At 51.5% G+C, this 16,306-nt stretch carries 14 protein-coding genes; 8 read left to right on the forward strand and 6 right to left on the reverse strand.

From position 1 onward, the window contains the following. Positions 1 to 159: 159 nt before the first annotated feature. From hflK (FD744_RS06575) to FD744_RS06605, 7 genes are all read left to right on the forward strand, one after another. Positions 160 to 2,046: a protease modulator HflK gene (gene hflK, locus FD744_RS06575; RefSeq protein ID WP_160867763.1), complete on the forward strand. Its 1,887-nt coding sequence runs from the start codon at positions 160 to 162 to the stop codon at positions 2,044 to 2,046. Between the two features lie 13 nt (positions 2,047 to 2,059). After that, positions 2,060 to 3,061, forward strand: a complete 1,002-nt coding sequence (hflC, locus tag FD744_RS06580) for a protease modulator HflC (RefSeq protein ID WP_160867764.1) — start codon at positions 2,060 to 2,062, stop codon at positions 3,059 to 3,061. Continuing rightward, positions 3,058 to 4,143, forward strand: a complete 1,086-nt coding sequence (hflK, locus tag FD744_RS06585) for a protease modulator HflK (protein ID WP_160867765.1) — start codon at positions 3,058 to 3,060, stop codon at positions 4,141 to 4,143. The genes hflC and hflK (FD744_RS06585) overlap by 4 nt, the downstream gene beginning before the upstream one ends. Continuing rightward, positions 4,140 to 6,095 (forward strand): heavy metal translocating P-type ATPase, encoded by a 1,956-nt coding sequence (locus FD744_RS06590; protein ID WP_237449352.1) that lies wholly within the window; start codon positions 4,140 to 4,142, stop codon positions 6,093 to 6,095. The genes hflK (FD744_RS06585) and FD744_RS06590 overlap by 4 nt, the downstream gene beginning before the upstream one ends. A 70-nt stretch (positions 6,096 to 6,165) precedes the next feature. Further along, positions 6,166 to 6,957 carry a hypothetical protein gene (locus FD744_RS06595; RefSeq protein WP_237449353.1) on the forward strand — a complete coding sequence of 264 codons (792 nt, stop codon included), beginning with the start codon at positions 6,166 to 6,168 and terminating at the stop codon, positions 6,955 to 6,957. A gap of 45 nt (positions 6,958 to 7,002) precedes the next feature. Then, positions 7,003 to 7,293 (forward strand): YicS family protein, encoded by a 291-nt coding sequence (locus FD744_RS06600; protein ID WP_160867766.1) that lies wholly within the window; start codon positions 7,003 to 7,005, stop codon positions 7,291 to 7,293. Positions 7,294 to 7,300: 7 nt separating this feature from the next. Continuing rightward, on the forward strand, positions 7,301 to 8,515 hold the full coding sequence (locus FD744_RS06605; protein ID WP_237449354.1) for an OmpP1/FadL family transporter: 1,215 nt from the start codon (positions 7,301 to 7,303) through the stop codon (positions 8,513 to 8,515). Between the two features lie 226 nt (positions 8,516 to 8,741). Here the strand turns inward: FD744_RS06605 and FD744_RS06610 are convergent, their stop codons facing one another. Further along, positions 8,742 to 8,993 carry a bacteriocin immunity protein gene (locus tag FD744_RS06610; RefSeq protein WP_160867767.1) on the reverse strand — a complete coding sequence of 84 codons (252 nt, stop codon included), beginning with the start codon at positions 8,991 to 8,993 and terminating at the stop codon, positions 8,742 to 8,744. Between the two features lie 212 nt (positions 8,994 to 9,205). On the opposite strand from FD744_RS06610, the gene FD744_RS06615 reads away from it, so the two are divergent. After that, a complete protein-coding gene (locus tag FD744_RS06615; protein WP_160867768.1) occupies positions 9,206 to 9,589 on the forward strand; it encodes a VOC family protein in 384 nt (127 codons plus the stop codon). Positions 9,590 to 9,618: 29 nt separating this feature from the next. Here the strand turns inward: FD744_RS06615 and FD744_RS06620 are convergent, their stop codons facing one another. The 5 genes from FD744_RS06620 to FD744_RS06640 form a co-directional block, all read right to left on the reverse strand. Beyond that, positions 9,619 to 11,904 (reverse strand): molybdopterin-dependent oxidoreductase, encoded by a 2,286-nt coding sequence (locus tag FD744_RS06620; protein WP_160867769.1) that lies wholly within the window; start codon positions 11,902 to 11,904, stop codon positions 9,619 to 9,621. Positions 11,905 to 11,939: 35 nt separating this feature from the next. Then, positions 11,940 to 12,701 (reverse strand): amino acid ABC transporter ATP-binding protein, encoded by a 762-nt coding sequence (locus tag FD744_RS06625; RefSeq protein ID WP_058961754.1) that lies wholly within the window; start codon positions 12,699 to 12,701, stop codon positions 11,940 to 11,942. Further along, complete coding sequence (locus FD744_RS06630) at positions 12,694 to 13,617, reverse strand: amino acid ABC transporter permease (protein ID WP_034827514.1); 924 nt, start codon at positions 13,615 to 13,617, stop codon at positions 12,694 to 12,696. Before FD744_RS06630 ends, FD744_RS06625 begins: the two co-directional genes overlap by 8 nt. Beyond that, entirely contained in the window at positions 13,614 to 14,510 is an 897-nt protein-coding gene (locus FD744_RS06635) for an ABC transporter substrate-binding protein (RefSeq protein ID WP_160867770.1), read from the reverse strand. The genes FD744_RS06630 and FD744_RS06635 overlap by 4 nt, the downstream gene beginning before the upstream one ends. A gap of 328 nt (positions 14,511 to 14,838) precedes the next feature. After that, the gene (locus FD744_RS06640; RefSeq protein ID WP_373424367.1) at positions 14,839 to 16,029 is read right to left on the reverse strand and encodes a glycoside hydrolase family 5 protein; all 1,191 of its coding nucleotides are present in this window, start codon (positions 16,027 to 16,029) and stop codon (positions 14,839 to 14,841) included. Between the last annotated feature and the right edge of the window lie 277 nt (positions 16,030 to 16,306).

Here is a 16,306-nt window from a genome sequence, read left to right on the forward strand (position 1 = left end):
GGTAAGCGGGCTATTTCGAAAGAAGTAGCCCGCATTCTAAAAACTGTTTGTTTGATAATTATATCAATAGTGTGTTTAGGACTGCTTAAAGCGCAACGCGATTCTTTTCAATTACCCTCTGCTTCATTTAATCCTGGATGATCTGGTGGAGAATTTATAATGTCGAACCTCAGAGACGAGAATAACCAACATGTTTTCTGGAGAGCACGGAAAAGTCTAAGGTGGTATCGATCCTTAGCCCTGATTTTGCTTTTCTTCGCATGCTTTGTTTATGACTACCTTAATAATAATGCGGGGCTTCAGGCTTGGCTTATCTTCGCCCGACCTCTCGTTGCTGCATGTTTGCTGGTTTTTGCTGTGTTAGAAAACCTAACACTGAACCTTTCATCTCCCAACACGTCAGTTTCATCTGAAAAATCCCCAGAGCCACGTTTTGCCCAACGATACTGGAGGAAATTGCAGTCGCCGGGCATCAAAACCTCGTTAACCTATGTCTACCAACATATGTTAACCGCCGCATGTTCGGTCCTGGCTATTTATATGCTGGTGACAAACTTCAGCAATACCTTTTTATTGACGCCGATAAAAACTGGGATAGTTCCTGTTATTTGCATTTTACTGGCCGCTTGTTTTTCCGTGTTGGTCGGTGAGCGCATGCTCAGTTTCAAACCCATACGCCAGTGGCCACTCCATTCAATGCTCACAGGACTGACGCGAGCGTTATTAAGCATCTTGTTGGCGATCACCATAGCGTTAGCTTTTTACACTTACATTCCTAAAGTCTCACTTGTGGTTCTTTATATAGCTGGTGCGATTTTATTCGCTATCGCAACCGAATTTGTGCTGCGCACTGTTACGAGTATTTTTACTCTGCCCAGGGCAGGATGGCGTTCGCCTTTCCTGAGTAAAAGTATCGTTGCTGAATATTATCGCTGGCCACTTCATCCACTATTGATAGTCAGAAAAAAGATTTATCAGCATTTCGGTGTAGATATTGGAAAGATCCAGGCATTTGCATTGATAGCGCGCATTTTTACGCCTGTGCTGCTGAGTATTATTGTTGTGGGTTGGTTAATCAGTGGGCTCCATCAGATACCGCTTGCTCAGCGCGGCATTTACGAGCGATTTGGACAGCCCGTCAAAGTTTTATCCTCGGGTTTGCATGTCGGTTTGCCATGGCCATTTGGTCGAGTGCGTCCGGTAGACTTCGGAGCCGTTTATGAGTTGCAACTGAGTGATGAGCTTCCACCGGTTAAAACCTCTGCACCCAAAATCGACGACCTCATTGAGGGGCCACCCCCTCAGGAGAGTTGGCGTCTGTGGGACAACACACATGCCACCGATCAGGCGCAAGTCATCGCCAGTGCTGCAGGTGAAAAGCAAAGCTTCCAGATAGTTAATATGGACATTCGACTCATCTGGCGTGTTGGCATGAATGATACCGATGCCATGAACAGCCTGTATCAAGCGGACGATATCCCTACCACCATTCAGCGTGTGGCGAGGCAAGTCCTTACGCAATATTTTGCGCACCAACAACTTGATGTCTTGTTAAATGAACAACGTGCTGGTATGTCGGTTATTCTGAATAAAGAAATTCAACAACGTCTGAATAAAATGAATATCGGTGTGGAGCTACTTTTCACACGCGTTGAATCTATTCATCCCCCCGCTGGCGCTGCCAATGCTTATCACGGCGTTCAGGCAGCACAAATCGCAGCCAATGCGCTGATTGCGCGAGAGAAAGGTTACGCTGCCGCACTCGCCAATGATTCCCAGCGTGTTGCCCTGACCGCCATTAATACCGCCCAGGCCTTTTCTCATGAACAGCAAGCGATGGCAGATAATGCGCTAACGCGTGCTAACGCTGAAAATGATTCATGGAAGATGAATCCGGAAGCCTTTGTGAATGAAAGACGCTACCAGATTCTCAGCAAAGCCCTGTCGCATACGCCACTTCTTATTCTGGATGATGAAATTTCGAAGCAGCACGCTCCCATCCTCGACTTAAGACAGTTCTGGCAATCCTCAGACGTGAATAATTAAAGGGCGGCGCATAATGAAAATTCGAACAATCTCATCAGCTGTCGAATCCGACAAAATTGGCAAAGTTTTTAAAAACAATGGCAGTACACGTAAAAATGAAGGCGGCCTGAAACGCTATTTAGTTGCGGCTTTACTTCTTGTACTCACACTGCTGATAGCCTGCTTAGTCCAGGTGCATGCAGGAAGTGCCACCGTTATCACCCGCTTTGGCAGCCCAGTCAGGGTCATTCTGAATCCCGGCCTTGCATGGCGTTTACCCGCCCCATTTGAAACGCCAATGGAAGTTGATTTGCGTAGTCGTTCGACCTCAAGTGGTCTACAGGATGTGGGGACCCGGGATGGACTGCGAATCATCGTTCAGGCGTGGGCCATCTGGAAAGTCTCGCCTGACGCGTCACATGTCCTGCGTTTCATTCGCGCGGTCCAGAATCAGCCAGATGAAGCCGCACGACAAATCCGTACCTTCATCGGATCCTCTCTGGAAACCACCACCAGTAATTATGCCCTGTCAGAAATCGTGAACACTGATGGTAAACAGATAAAAATTCCACAGCTGGAACAGCAAATTAAAGCGCAATTAAAAGAGCAGCTATTGAATAGCTACGGTGTCGAGCTGATTGATGTCGGCATTGAACGGCTGACTTTACCCGCGGTGACCCTAAACGCGACGGTTGACCGGATGCGCGCTGAACGCGAGACGATAGCAACAGAACGCACCGCCGAAGGGAAACGCATGGCCGCAGAGATCCACTCTAAAGCGGATCGGGATGCACGCGTTCTGGAAGCTGATGCATCTGTTAAGGCCGCAACTATCACGGCTCAGGCTCAACGGGACTCTGCGACGATTTATGCAAAGGCGTATTCACTGGATCCACAGCTCTACAATCTGCTTCGTTCTCTGGATACGTTGAATGATGTGGTCAATAAAAGTACGCGCATTGTGCTGAGCACAAATGCGGCGCCTTTCAGAGCGTTGGTACAGCAACCCAATGACGGGGAGCGGCCCGCACCATGAAAAACCCGTCAACCCTCTATTCCCCTTGGGGACAATCTTATCGCATCGCCTTTTTCGGTCTGTATGCTGCAACGTTACTGGCTGCTCTGGCCTGGCTATTTTCGAGTTTTCATCAGATTCCACCGGATAGCCAGGCGGTAGTGCTGCGTTTTGGCAAACCCATCGCCGTAGAACATTCGGGTGTGTTATTCGCCTGGCCAAATCCTGTCGATAACGTTGAGGTCATTCCAGGTCCAGCCCGAATTCTTCAGCATAATGTGCTGCCATTGCAGCGCAGTCAGCAATTGAAGCAACTTTCACCTGAACAGTATGAATCCGATGCGGGAGCTGGAGCGGGTTACCTGCTCACCGGAGATGCGGGGGTGGTCCAGCTCAATATGCAGATTTTCTATCGCATCAATGACCCATTGCGGTTCGTGATTCAACGCCCCCATATCAATGCGCTGATCGATCGTCTGGCGCTGCATGCAGCAACCATTGTCAGTGCCAGTCGCGATCTGGACACCATTTTGGTTGCTCGTCCGGAAAGCGTTCAGAATGATAGTGATTCAGCGCAGGCCCGCTCAAAACTGCGGTCAGACTTAAAGCAGAAAATTCAGCAGGACCTCCAGCAGCTTGCGACTAACGGCAACGCGTCAGGCATTGAAATTGAGCGCGTTGACATTGCGTCATCCTTGCCCTTCGATGCCGTTTCCGCTTTTGATTCAGTTCTGACTGCCAGTCAGCAAGCCGAACAAAATATCGCTCAGGCACAAAACGCAGCCACACTGCGATTACAGCAGGCTCAGCAACAATCCGATCGATTGTTGCAACAGGCGGAGGCGACCAGCAGTGAAACACGTGCTCAGGCGGAAGTTTCCACCCAAACCATCACCAAACTGGCGCAGGCTCGAGCTGAAGGTTCAGCGGTGGGACTGCTACCAAGGCTCTGGCGGGAAAATATTACGCACATTCTCTCTTCTGCCGGTCAGGTCATTACGGTTGCACCGGGTAATAGCAGCCAATTGCTGCTGCAGGGCCCCGCCCCAGGTGCTTCGACTTCAACCCCCTCCTCGCAAAAAATTTACGGGAGCTTCCCATGAGCCACCACTGCAGTCATGGTCATATTCATCCCAACTTCAGTCAGGGTCTGTTAACACCCGAAGAACGACGCCATATGGCCATCCAGCTAACCCTGGCAATGACCACGATTGGCCTCATTCTGTTGAGCCTGCTGTGGAGAACTTTTTCACCTGAACAATCTGCGATAAGCGATCTGCTGGCGGGAGTCGCGTGGCTCATTGTGGCGGTGCCGGTTTTTCGGGCAGGCTGGCATAGCCTAAGACATCCCGATTTGCATGGCGTCACTGATTTATTGATCGTTCTGGCAATGCTGGGTGCCTGGGCGCTGGGCGATTTGATCACCGCCGCACTACTGCCTGTTTTGATGATCTTTGGCCACATTCTCGAAGAGCGCAGCGTGATGGGAACACGTCAGGCTATTGCCGGGCTGACCCAATTGACGCGGAGCCGAACCCGACGATTGCACAGCAATGAAACCTTTGAAGAGGTGGACAGCTTATCGCTCAAGGTCGGCGACATTGTTGAGATTCGTGCCGGAGATAGCGTCCCTGCTGACGGGAAAGTATTGAGTGGCTATGCCAGCCTTGACGTTGCTTCGATCACGGGAGAATCCGTCCCTCAGGAAGCGGTGCCCGGCAATATGATTTATGGCGGTGCCATTAATCTGAATGGTTTGCTGCGCATGGCGGTCACCCATACCGGTGATGAATCTACACTGGGAAAAGTGATCGCATTGATGAAGGATGCGGAACAGGCCAAGCCTCCTGTTACCCGATTACTTGAACGCTACGCATCCCATTACTTAATCCTTGTGTTGTTGATCGCCGCCAGTACCTGGTTTTTAACCTATGACAGTCAGGCGATGCTGGCCGTTTTGGTCGCCGCTTGCCCCTGTGCGTTGGTACTTTCTGCCCCCGCAACGTCCATGGCTGGCATAGCTGTTGCCGCACGTCATGGCATCTTGATCCGTAATGCCGCTTTTCTTGAAGAGTTGGCGGATGTGGATGCCCTGATTATCGATAAAACCGGCACACTGACTCAGGGCCGCTTGCGCGTTATGGATTCACGTTTGGTAGACGGAGTTATCTATCAGGATGTGTTGGCTCTTGCTGCCGCGCTTGGTGCCACCAGCAGCCATCCGGTGAGCCACGCATTGGCTGCGAGTGTTGCTAAAGAATACTGGCCAGAGATCAGCGATGTCGAAGAAAAACAGGGGTTGGGTGTTGTTGCCAGAACGGAGACGGGTATCGCATTACTGGGTAGAGCAGATCTCTTCGCTGCGTATTCAGTTACCCCCACAGCCACGCCGGAACATGACGGCCCCATTGTAGGGTTAGCACATCAAGGCCATTTTTTAGGATGGTTGCTTCTTGCTGATACCCTCCGACCGGAAGCGTCAGAAGCGCTGGAGTCACTGGAAAAACTGGGCATTGAGAGGCGTTTATTGCTCACCGGTGACCGGCATTCAGCCGCAAACCAGGTGGCGCAAACTCTGCGAATAAAAGAAGTGGTTGCACAGGCGCTACCCTCCACAAAATTGCTTGAGGTACAAAAAGCCGTCAGCGAAGGATGGCGTCCACTGGTGGTAGGAGATGGAATTAACGATGCTCTGGCCCTTAAAGCAGGTGCAGTGGGCATGGCGATGGGCGCAAACGGCGCTGATATTGCCATGGTTTCTGCTGATATCGTCTTAACGGGTAGCGACTTAAGAAGATTACCGACAGCGATAAGATTAAGTCGCAAATGCCGACGGACTTTAGTGGTGAATGTTTTTATCGGTTTAGGTTGGACACTCCTTATTGTTTCGGCGGCGGCTCTGGGCTTATTAGGTGCAGCTGGCGCGCTGATTGCAGCTCTATTACACAATCTGAGTACCCTAATGGTACTGGCAAATACAGGACGTTTACTGCAATTCGATGAAACTAAAGGGCCGGCCAAGCCAGTTATCCAATACGAAATATCATCAGGTTAGTCGCAAGAAAAGATTATTCAATAATTTCGTCCATCATGTTGAAACTGAAATCAATACTCTGGAGGTTTTTATGAATTCACTGCTTAAAAAAATATTTCTCTCAAGTGTAATCGCACTTCCAATAACGGTCTTTGCCGCTGAAGGGGGTGGAGATTCTGCGCAAGCAAATAACCCTTTGGCGAATATGACTGCATTTAATATGCAGAACTACTATATAGGTGATGTGAGCGGCAGTGATAAAGATGCCAATCAATTCTGGTTCCGCTATGCCCAGCCTTTCTCTCTGGGTGAAAGTAACTGGCTATTGCGCGCCTCTCTGCCGATTAATACCTGGCCTTCTGCTCCAACAGGAGGACACCAGACAGGCTTAGGCGATCTCAACCTGTTTACCGCATGGTTAATCGATACGGGAAATCCGGCTGTCAGCTTTGGTTTTGGTCCGCAATTGACCGCACCAACCGCGACACAGGACGAATTAGGCAGTGAAAAATGGTCTGCTGGTTTGGTGAACGTGCTTTTCGACGCCAGTTCACCTCAATTCCAATACGGCTATTTGGCTTCCTGGCAGCATAGCTTTGCAGGAGAGAGCAACCGCAGTGATGTTAACGTCGCGGCTTTCCAGCCTTTCTTGTTTTTCCAGTTGGGCGGAGGAACCTATCTGAGATCGGCTCCCATCTGGAACTATAATTTCCAGAATGACAGTTACGGCGTTCCTTTAGGGTTAGGTATTGGGCAGGTGATTAAAAGTCAGGGAACGGTTTACAACTTCTTTATCGAACCGCAGGGTTCAGTCGCCGATCATGGCCCAGGTCAACCTCGATGGCAGATATTTGCTGGCCTGAACATTCAGTTTTTAAATTGAGATAAGCGAGTAATAAATAAAGTCATAAGCAGAGGCGATAATACTATGAAAATGTTTATATTAACGACCTTATTAGTTTCATCGATGTCTGTATGGGCGTCACCTTACGATACGCTGGCCCATGCATTAAACGAACAGGTCATGATTAAAGACCTGCGAACGCATTGTGATATTCCTCAAACTGTCCCCGATGAGAAAGTGAAATCCGTCTTTCTTAACAGCCAGATTAATCATCAATCGCTCAGCGCAGCGGGCAGTGCATTAAAGGGAGGGCGTCAACAAGAGTATCAGGCAATGATTGGGAACATTCGCTGCCCAACCTTTGAAAAACAATGAGGATGCCATGATGGACAAGAACGCACACCAATCTTTGCTACGTATCCTCACTCTTTCAGGTTTTATTTATGCCAGTCAGGCTCACAGCAGCGGTTTATATTTATATGAAATCGCGACGGAAGACACAGGCCTGGCGGGTGCGGGACAAGCGGCACGTGCACAAGATGCCTCAACCTTGATGACTAACCCAGCAGGCATGACACGCCTGCCGGACAACATGATTACCGGGGGATTGCAGGCACTTTACGGTGACACACCCTACCGCCTTGATAGTGATGCCGGCTATCAGGGCAAAAGCCCCGGCAATACCATCGGCTGGTTCCCCGGTGCCAGCCTGTTTTATCACCATCGTCTGACGGATGACCTTTCTGCAGGAATAGGCCTTTATGGCAATTACGGGCTGGGGCTCGACTTTGGTGAATGGGCTGGCGACCGGCTGATTAAGAAAAGTACGCTGGTTGGCATGACGCTCAGTCCCGCCCTTGCGTGGAAAATTAACCCACGGTTGTCATGGGGTATTGGTTTAGGCATTAACTACGGATATTTGTCATTAACACGCAACGTGGAGGGCGTGGACGAGAAGGCGAGCGATCATGACTGGGCATTAAATTTCCGTACTGGCCTGTTGTTTGATGTGACGGATAAGACACGCGTCGGTCTCAATTACACCAGCAAAACTGAATATCATTTTAGTATCGATGGAAAGGCACGTTTTCCTCAGTTGCCTGATGTTGAATATAACCTGCCGCTTTCTGCGCAAATCAATACACCGGATCAACTGATGTTGAGTCTGGTGCATGATTTCAATCAGCAGTGGTCAGTGATGGGCGATCTGGGTTGGCAGAACTGGAGTCAGTATGGCGAAAACCAGATCTACGTATCAGGTGATGCCCTTCAACGCGATAACCGGTTAAAGGATACCTGGCATACCGCATTGGGTGTCCAGTATCGCCCGAACGATCGCTGGCGCTTAAATACGGGTGTTGCGTATGACAGTAGCTTCTACCGTAATCAAAATGATACTTCTATGACGATGCCATCAGGACAAGCGTGGCGTTTCGGTGTAGGCGCACAATATCAGGTCACACAGTCCAGCAATGTCGGAGCTGCGTTTGAATATCTAAAAATGGACTCCTCCAGCGTAGCCAACCCCTTGCTGAAAGGCACTTATCATAATCCTGATATCTATTTCTTCAGCATGAATTACAGCTACACATTTTAACGCTAAAGATACTTAACCTTCTGGGGGTTATATGAAACCAACGGCTTACTGCATTATTTTATCTCTGCTGGTTTTTATAAGTGGCAGTGCTCTGGCACAGGATCTGATGATTAATGTAGTTCAACACAGCGGCGAGTGGTTCTTTAACACAGGCATTGTCTACTCGTAGTAGATGTTAAGGTTGATGCCCTATTCCCTTAATATCGTATATTGCGCACAGCGAGGACTAAGAACGGAGTTCAGACAACCCCGCTTTCTTACGCCATTCCACTACTGTCGCGACAACTTTTTCAGGCGTGAGGTCATCGTCATAATTGTAATAAATCAGGTCCGATCCATCAGGATGCTGAGTCACCGCAATGAAGTTTTCAAGTAGTTCGTCCTGATAACTGTCACTTCCTTCAGCGCTAAAGATCTCACTCACCAAATGAGTGAATTCTGCTTCTGTGTAGTCTTCAAACCTGTTTTTTAAGTCCATTTTTCACCTCCACTCCATTTTGTTATGCGGATTTTAACTCAAGAACTGAGCGTAATCATTTAGACCGACTCAAAAATCGAGACCGTTTGAAAAGGACTTTTTGTTAAGACATACGATGACGAAAAGATATCTGTATACCGTAGCTGACTACTGACAGATTCTGTCACAGCCCTCTCGTACTCTGCAGCGGTAAACACACAAGGAGAAAAACCATGTTCACTGCTGATATGACCATTCTGTACGTCCCGAACGTTGTGAAGAGCACCGACTTTTATGCATCGCTGTTTGATATCAAGCCAATCAATGTCACGCCCACTTTTGCGATGTTTGTTTTTGAGAACGGATTCAAACTGGGTTTGTGGTCGAAATACACCGTTCTGCCGTCTGTGGATACCCAGCAGTTCACGCCCAACGGTGAAATCACTTTCAAGGTGCAACACAAAGCGGACGTGGATTTCCTTTACAACGAATGGGGTGCGTTCCGGGAGATCACTATCATTCAGTCTCCCGCTGAGATGGATTTTGGCTACACCTTTACCGCCATCGATCCTGATGGACATCGTCTGCGTGTGATGTGGTTGCAGCCTGAAGAGTAACTAAAGCGGGCACAAGCCCGCTTTGTTGTTTATTGCGGCGGGATAAATGCCTGCACCGGCGTCAGTTCACCGGTGTATTTGCGCACCTGAACTACGGTGATCTGTCCACTGCAACCCTGAGTCAGCGACGACGTGCCAATATCCAGCGTCAATACGTTGGGATTACCATGGCGGCATAAAGGCCGCAGCGCGGTGGGATCGACGGGGTCGTACCAGGCACCCGTCGGTAGCTGCACCACGCCGGGCATCACCGTGTCGGTTACACGCGCGCTGGCGAGTACATGGCCGCGCTGGTTGTATAGCTCGATAATCTCTCCGTCGGTAATCCCCAGCGAGGCGGCATCAGCAGGATTCAGGCTGCACACCTCACGCCCATCACGTTTACCGCTCAAGCTGTAATCACCAAAATCCAGTTGGCTGTGCAGACGCGTCGCGGGCTGGTTAGCGATAAGCCAGAACGGATGGTCGGCATCGGGCTTTTGCTGCGGCTCTCGCCACACCGGATGTCCGGGGCAGTTTTCATAATCGAAACTGGCGATAGTCGCCGAGTAGATTTCGATTTTCCCGCTCGGCGTTGGCAGTGGTGCAGCATCCGGATCGGCGCGGAAGGCATTCATCATCCGTCCACCGTCTTTAAGCTGCGGCAATTCCAGCACGCCCTGCTGCCAGAATTGTTCAAAATCGGGAATGTCGACCTGATGCGTTGCCAGCTTTTGCTGCAATTGCGCGTAATGGTGTTTCAGCCAGCCACGCGTATCGCGACCTTCAGTAAATGCCTCTTCACGTCCCAGCCTGCGCGCCAGCTCAGCAAAAATGGCGTAATCGTCTTTGGCTTCGCCGTGCGGTTGTGCGACCGGCTGCATAGCAAACAGATGGCGATCGGTTGGCGCACCGCCGATATCTTCTCGCTCCAGCGTCATGGTCGCGGGCAATACGATATCGGCATGCCGTGCACTGGCCGTCCACGCAATCTCATGCACAATCAGCGTATCCAGCTGGCAAAATGCCTGACGGAGTCGCGCTAAATCCTGATGGTGGTGGAACGGATTACCGCCCGCCCAGTAAGCCAGACGAATATGCGGATAGGTCAGGCGGCGACCATTGTAGTCGAACGGTTTGCCGGGATTGAGCAACATGTCTGAGATGCGCGCCACCGGGATCAGACGATCGATGCCATTTTTGCCCTGCGGTAACGCCGGGAAACTCACCAGGTTGTGATGCTTACCGTAGTGACCCAACGCGCCCAGCGCATAGGTGTAACCGCCGCCCGGTAAACCCGGTTGGCCCAGCGCCGCGGCCAGTACCAGCCCAAGCCACACCGGTTGTTCGCCGTGCTCCGAACGTTGCAGCGCATGCGCAACGGTGACCAGCACACGCTTACCGGGTAAGTGACGGGCAAAATCAGCGATAAAGGCCGCGCTGACGCCGCAGATCTCTGCCGCCCAAGCGACATCGCGTCGCGTGCCATCTTCTTCACCAAGGATATAAGCGACCATTTCCGGCCAACCCACGGTATAGCGACTCAGGAATGCTTCATCCGTTAGCTGTTCTTCAATCAATACGGACAGAACACCGAGAATAAAGGCGGCATCGGTGCCTGGACGCAAGGCCAGCCACTCCCCTTTAGCTTCGTCGGGTAGATCGCTTTTCAATGGGCTTACTGAGATAAAACGTGTGCCGCGTTGTGCAGCCTGCTGCATAAAACCGCGCTCGGTGTGTTCACTTAATCCACCGCTCGCCACCTGCGAGTTTTTCAGCGCCAGGCCGCCAAAGGCGATGACGATTTCACTGTGCTGAGCAATCTCTTCCCAGCTCACGCCGCGCCGCGCAATCTCATTCATGTCGCCGACGATATGTGGCAGCAGTACCGAAGCAGAGCCCGAACTGTAACTGTTCACTGAACGTACGTAACCGCCCAGTGTGGTATTGAGAAAACGGTGCACCTGGCTCTGTGCGTGATGAAAACGGCCGGCGCTCGACCAGCCATAAGAACCGCCAAAAATGCCTTCTGGGCCATAAGTGTCGCCCACGCGCTTCAATTCACGCGCTACTAATTCGTAAGCCTGCTCCCAGCTAACCGCAACGTATTCGTCATTGCCCCGGCGCTGATCGGGGCCGGGGCCCTCTTCCAGCCAGCCACGACGCACCATCGGGCGCGAGACGCGTGCCGGATGATTTAAAGCGGTGCGGAAATTTTGCAGCAGCGGGCTGGGATCGGGATCGCCTTTAAAGGGTTCGATAGTGAGCTGGTCGCCCGATTGCTGGGCATGAAAAGCGCCCCAGTGGGCGCTGTGCATTACCGGTTTTTGCGTCATCACTGTTCCTGGCTGTCAAAAATGAAAAACGGTGCTTAGAGCACCGTTGCAATAAAGTTTCTTACGCGCCCGTTTTCCGGGTCGTCGAGGACTTGTTGAGTGGGTCCAGCTGCCACGATTTTGCCGTCTTCCATAAAGACAATGTTGTCGGCAACCTCGCGCGCGAAACCAATCTCGTGCGTCACAATCACCATGGTGATGCCGGAGTGCGCCAGTTGCTTAATCACTTGCAACACTTCGCCCACCAGTTCTGGATCCAGTGCCGATGTCGGCTCATCGAACAGCATCACACCCGGGTCCATCGCCAGCGCGCGCGCAATGGCCACACGCTGTTGCTGTCCGCCGGAAAGATTCTGCGGCCACTCCTCTTCGCGCCCTGCCAGCCCCACCTGCTTAAGCAGTGACAGCGCTTTGCTGGTCGCCTGTTGGCGGTTCTGCTTTTTCACGCGCATCGGTGCATCAACGATGTTCTGTAACACCGTGCGATGCGGGAACAGGTTGAACTGCTGGAACACCATGCCAATTTGCGCACGCTGACGCGCAATCTCACTGCTGCTTAACTCATGCAGCGCCTGGCCTTTCTGCTTGTAGCCAATGATTTCGCCACCAATCCGAATGGTGCCGCCATCCAGTTTTTCCAGGTGGTTGATGCAGCGCAGCAAAGTGGATTTCCCCGAACCAGAAGGCCCAAGAATGACCGTGACAGAACCGGCAGGAATATCGAGATTCACTTCGTCCAGAATCGTGACGCCAGAGAAGCGTTTAGTGACTTTACGTAAGGCGATCGCTTCAGCCATTGCTCACGCTCCTTTCAGGTTTCTGCGCGCTAAAGCCCGGCAATGATTTAAACAGGCTGCGTTTTTCACGGCGCGTTACGCCACGGCCAAAATAGCGTTCAACGTAGAACTGACCAATCGACAGCACCGAAGTCATCAGCAGATACCACAGCGTCGCCACCAGCAGCAGCGGAATTACTTCATAAGTACGCTGATAAATGATCTGCGCGGAGAACAATACGTCCTGCAGGGAAATCACCGACACCACCGCCGTGGTCTTCAACTGACCAATAATTTCATTTCCCGCCGGGGGCATAATCGCGCGCATTGCCTGTGGCAACACCGTGTGTCGGAAAATCTGCGCGGGGCGGTAACCCAGCGCACGTGCGGCTTCCAGTTGTCCGTTTCCTACGCTTTGGATACCGGCACGCACAATTTCTGCGGCATAGGCAGATTGATGCATCACCAGCGCGATCACTGCCGCACTGAATGGACTCACCAACGCATTAGACTGGGTACTCCACAGCTCGCCCAATCCGGGAATAGAGAGTGAAATCGTTGGATAAAGTGCGGCAATGTTGTACCACAGGAATAGCTGCACCAGCATCGGCACACCTCGGAAAAACCAGGTGTAGAACCAACTCACGCCCACCAGCACGGGGTTGGATGAGAGGCGCATCAGCGCCAGCACCGTACCAAACGCAAAGCCCAGCACCACCGAAATCGCCGTCAGTTGCAGCGTCATTAATACGCCCTGCAGGATCGATTCGCCGGTGAAGTTTTCCGCAATCACGCTCCATTCGAAGCGTGGATTGTTAATCATCGAGTGCGCCATTGCCACGACGCACAACAGCACCACCAGCGCACTCAGCCAGCGTCCGTAGTAACGTTTGCCGACAATTTTCAAATCATCGGTGTGGTCACGTACATCACTCATTGAAAGATTTCCTGGTTACGTTTGGATTCTTTAACCGCGCCAAAACCGATGCCCCAGTTGTCGAGGATCTTCTGGTAGCTACCATCTTTGATCAGCGAGTTAAGTGCCGCTTGCACCGCAGGCTCAAGCGCAGAATCTTTCGGGAAAGCCACAGAAACGGGCGCGTCATGCACGGTGATTTCGCCGCTCAGGGTGATAGGTTTAATCACCTTCGCCTGCCACAGCAGACCTTCGTACGGGCCGAGGAACATCGGTACGCGACCGCTGACGACAGCCTGAACACCGGCTGGACGATCCGGGAATACGGATACTTTGATCGGTTTTTTACCCGCTGCTTCACAGGCTTTGCTGGCTTCTTCCAGACGCGTCACCTGCGTGGTGCCTGAACCTGCGCCAACTTCCAGGCCGCACACGGCGTCCAGGGTTTTGAACGGTGCCACATTGGCATCTTTGCGCGAGATAATGCCCAACAGACTGGCATCGTAATAGCTCACGAAATCGATAATTTTGGCGCGGGTCGCGGTGGCATTAATGTTCGAGAGCGCAACATCGTAACGACCGGTTTTCAGGCCGGGAATGATGTTGTCGAAACCGCCGGTGTCACGCCACTGGACCTGGATCCCTAAGCGTTCGCCCACGGCGTTCATCACGTCAATTTCACGTCCGGCCAGGGTTTTGTTGTCTTCTTTATAGAAGGTGGTCGGCGGCGTGTTGGGGTTGGTTCCTGCCACGATGTAGCCGCGCTTAACCACATCCGCCGGCAGCAGGCTTTTCAGCGCAGGGTCGTCCTGAACATGGAGTGAGCTGTCAGTTGGGACGGATTGATCGGCGGCAAACGCGGTGTGCGCACTCAATGCAAGTGCAAGCAAGGTGATACCTTTGGCGAGTTTCACTGGAACCTTCTCCTGATATATATAAATGTTTCCCTGTAGGGAAAAGGCGTTGAGGTAGCGATGTATTTTTCTTCTTTCTCACCTTACGGCGGAAAGAAATTTTCATCCTCTGAACGTCCCGCAGCCATTCTCAGTAAGATGTGCAGCGATCACAAATGCGAAAAACGGATATCTATTGCCAGATTTCGGGAATAGAACTCGGCACCCGTGGTGACGGGGATGACCGCGCCAGCGATGGCGCGGTATCAGGTAAGGTATTCAGATTTTGTCAGGTATTCGGCAGCCTGCTTTAACCATGGCTTATGATCGTTTTCTTCTTAGCAAGACACTATCGTTCTAAGCGTTTGCGTATAGGCTCAAACTCTTTCGTCGCATGGCGTGGAACGGTATCGGGTAGATTCCGCTCCGCAGCCTGCCAGTATTGCCACGGTACTTTCTTGTCGCCCAATTCGTAATCCATCCCATCCCAGCTGTCTTCCCGGAAGCTGTAAAACGCCCAGTGCGACTGCTGCTGATCCAGCACCTTTAACACATCCTCCAGATATTGCGTGCACCCTGGTAAGGTGCGGACACAACCGAACTCACCAACCACCATTTGATGGCGGGCCACATCGTGCGATTTCGCCCACTCAAACGGTAGCGCTAAATATTCTGCTACGCGTTGTGCATCCCACTGTTGCTGCAATCCCGCAAACGGGACTTTACCCGGGTAAGGCCAGGGCGCTTTGCGTTTGGCATTCGGTGCACTGGTGGCGGAATAAGGCTCATACATGTGCACGCTATATAACACCCGTTTATCTTCGAGCGGCTGTGGCCAATACGTGAAGGCATCGGCGGCAGCGTACCAGCCACTGTCGACCATCACCGGCGTCTGCTGATCGACTTCGCGAATCGCCGCAATCACGGTGCGGTAAAACTCCGGTAAATCCCGCGCGGTACCCTTGTGCTGCAGATACCAGCTTTTCATGGTTGCGGCAGACGCATGTTCGTCCAGACCGCCCATTTTCTCCGGTGCGGGTTCATTAATGATGTTGTATGCCGCTACTGCAGGGTGGTCTTGCAATGCAGCCGCAAGGTCACGCCAATAACGGGCACTTTGCTGCCAGAAAGCGTTGTCTTGCCACAGCCGGTCGTCGAACTGTCCGCCGTTATTTTGTGACCAGCGCATGCCGGGTAAGGAAAGCGGCGTAATCACCACTTTCAACCCTGCTGCCTCAGCGTTATCCAGCACATTTCTCAAAGTGGCGACATCTTCCGCCACTAATCCCTGGTAGCGATCCGCACTGCCCAGCAGAAAATCACGCTGTTTGGTGGGCCATTTATCCCAGGAGAGCCGCACCCAAGAGGCACCGTAAGTGTGGAGAGCATTGAAATAAGCAGTATTGGGTGGAATGCGATTAAAACTGTTGCCGCCATGTTGAGGTTGCAGCCAGAAATCCATCTTATCGGCGGCTCTGGCAACAGAAATAGTGAACGAAATCAGTAACAGGAATGTAAAGGTTTGTATGATCTGGCGCACACTTTCTCCTTGATTTATGAGAGTCCCAGGCACCCTTTTTGGTGCAGGCTCGAAGCTAAACGGATTCCCATGTAGTTACTGTGCGTTATCACTGATTTTAGTCTACTGATTTGCAAGGAATTGATGACAGTTTGATGAACGCTTTTCCTCCGCAACGTTTTTTAAGCACAAACGTCACTCTGGCTTTACGTTTCTTCACGTTTTCCCCGCATTTAGCACCAATCATGGAGAAAAAAAGGAGACGCCGGTTTGTCGCATATACAATGAGAAACATTCT

The organism is Pantoea sp. Taur, from assembly GCF_009830025.1.
Lineage (GTDB): Bacteria > Pseudomonadota > Gammaproteobacteria > Enterobacterales > Enterobacteriaceae > Pantoea > Pantoea communis.